Source organism: Streptomyces torulosus (assembly GCF_001419765.1).
Taxonomy (GTDB): Bacteria; Actinomycetota; Actinomycetes; order Streptomycetales; family Streptomycetaceae; genus Streptomyces; species Streptomyces torulosus.
The window spans coordinates 1-1,941 of the sequence record NZ_LIRK01000996.1; the positions used below are offsets into that span (position 1 = coordinate 1).

Below are 1,941 nucleotides of genomic sequence, written 5' to 3' on the forward strand. Positions count from 1 at the left end.
CGCGGCCGCGAGAGGCGGCAGCAGGGCCGGGTCCGGATTGCCGTCGGCGAGGTCCCGCACCCCTTCCGGCACCTCGACCCTGATGTATTCGCGCCCGGTGGTGGCGGGCCTGGGCCGCACACGGCTCCCCCGCCGCCCGGCGGTCTCGATGACCCCACGCTCGCGCAGTGTGCGATAGGCGGCCGCGACCGTGTTCGGGTTCACCCCCAGCCGTGCCGCCAACTCCCGCATAGGAGGCAGCAGTTGACCCGGCTCCAACTCCCCGGCCCCCACCGCACGCTCCACGCTGGCCGCGATCTCAGCTGCACCCCGACCAGCGATTGTGTATTCTCCTAGCACAAAGCCGATTATGCACTAGTGCAATGGAGAGCGCAATGACGGGGACCCCGCAGTCGACGACACCGACACCGGCCGCCTACGCCGCCACCGACCGCACGGTCCCCACCCGGTCCTCGGACCGGGCCTCGTACGACAAGGAGACGGTGCACGCGATACTCGACGAGGGGTACGTCTGCCACCTGGGCTTCGTCCGGGACGGCGCGCCGGTGGTGCTGCCCACGCTGTACGGCAGGGTCGGCGAGACGCTGTACGTGCACGGTTCGACCGGGTCGCGTCCGCTGCGGATGACGGGGAAGGCCGACCCGGGCCTCCCGGTGTGCCTGACGGTCACCCACGTGGACGCCCTGGTCCTGGCCCGCTCCGGCTTCCACCACTCGATCAACTACCGCTCCGTGGTCGTGCACGGCCTCGCCCACCAGGTCACCGACCCGGAGGAGCGGCGGATCGCCCTGGACGCCCTCGTGGACCACGCCGTCCCCGGCCGCTCGCGGGACTCCCGGCCCGCCAACGCCAAGGAGTCCGCCGCGACCGCCGTGATCAAGCTCGACCTGAACGAGGTCTCCGCCAAGGCCCGTACCGGCGGCGTCAACGACGAACCCGAGGACCTCACGCTCCCCCACTGGGCCGGTGTCGTCCCCCTGCGGAAGGGCTACGAGGCCCCGATCCCGTCGCCCGACCTGGCGCCCGGCATCGAACTCCCCGAGTACCTCAAGAGCCTGTGATGCTGATCCACCCCTGGGACGCCCCGCGCGACGACAGCGAATGGCGGCGCTGGCTCACCGCCCACGACTTCGGCCAGCTCGCCGTCAACGGCCTGCCCGGCGACCCGCCCCACGTCCAGCCGATGCACTTCTCCTACGACCCCGACGAGGGTGAACACGGTGTCGCCCTCGCCCATCTGGCCCGCCCGAACCCGCTGTGGCCGGCGCTGGAGGCCGCGCCCGACGTCCTGCTGAGCGTCGTGGACGACTACGTCTACATTCCCGGCCCCTGGCAGGCCCCACCGGACGCCCCGCCGGAGCACGGCACTCCGACCAGCTTCTACGCGGCGGTCCAACTCCGCTGCACGGCGCACGTCATCGACGACCCGATGGAGAAGGCAGCTCTCCTCAACCTCCAACTGGCCCACTTCCAGCCGGAGGGCGGCTCCGCCACCGCGACCGCCGACGAGGCGCCCTACGGCCGCCTGCTCCCCGGCATCCGGGGCCTTCGTCTCGAAGTGACCTCCGTACGCGCCAAGTTCAAGTACGCCGCCCACCGCCCCGAGGAGGTCCAGGACCGCATCGTGGCCGGCCTCACGACCCGGGACGGCCCGGGCGACGCGGCAGCCCGCACCCACCAGCTGAACCGCAGGGGCATCTGGCCACCGGCGAGTTGACCACGCCCGAACGGCGAGTCAAGCCCGAAGGACGAACCAAGCCCAGAAGGCGAACCGAGTCCGAACAGCGGCCCAAGCCCGAAGGGCGAGCCAGGGCCGAAAGGCGCACCAGGGCCGCGAGCAGCCACCACCGCCCCTCGGCCCGCTCCCCCGCCCACCGTCAACGGCGTCCGGCGGCCACTTCGCCCCGCTCGACACCCTCCCCGCCGGACGCCGTTGACGGT

3 protein-coding genes are annotated in these 1,941 nt (G+C 72.2%); 2 read left to right on the forward strand and 1 reads right to left on the reverse strand.

The window, feature by feature from the left end; all coding sequences use genetic code 11:
* Positions 1–339: GntR family transcriptional regulator (locus tag AOK23_RS43470; RefSeq protein WP_157878339.1), on the reverse strand; the 339-nt coding region annotated here is incomplete at its 3' end.
* 35 nt (positions 340–374) lie between these two features.
* On the opposite strand from AOK23_RS43470, the gene AOK23_RS43475 reads away from it, so the two are divergent.
* Both AOK23_RS43475 and AOK23_RS43480 read left to right on the forward strand, forming a co-directional pair.
* Positions 375–1,061 carry a pyridoxamine 5'-phosphate oxidase family protein gene (locus AOK23_RS43475; protein WP_055717859.1) on the forward strand — a complete coding sequence of 229 codons (687 nt, stop codon included), beginning with the start codon at positions 375–377 and terminating at the stop codon, positions 1,059–1,061.
* Positions 1,061–1,717, forward strand: a complete 657-nt coding sequence (locus AOK23_RS43480) for an FMN-binding negative transcriptional regulator (RefSeq protein ID WP_055717860.1) — start codon at positions 1,061–1,063, stop codon at positions 1,715–1,717. Before AOK23_RS43475 ends, AOK23_RS43480 begins: the two co-directional genes overlap by 1 nt.
* Positions 1,718–1,941: the final 224 nt, after the last annotated feature.

What these genes read in the sequence shown, in the direction of transcription:
- AOK23_RS43475 (WP_055717859.1), top strand. Translation starts at nt 375, where the DNA reads ATGACGGGGACCCCGCAGTCGACGACACCGACACCGGCCGCCTACGCC.
- AOK23_RS43480 (WP_055717860.1), top strand. Translation starts at nt 1,061, where the DNA reads ATGCTGATCCACCCCTGGGACGCCCCGCGCGACGACAGCGAATGGCGG.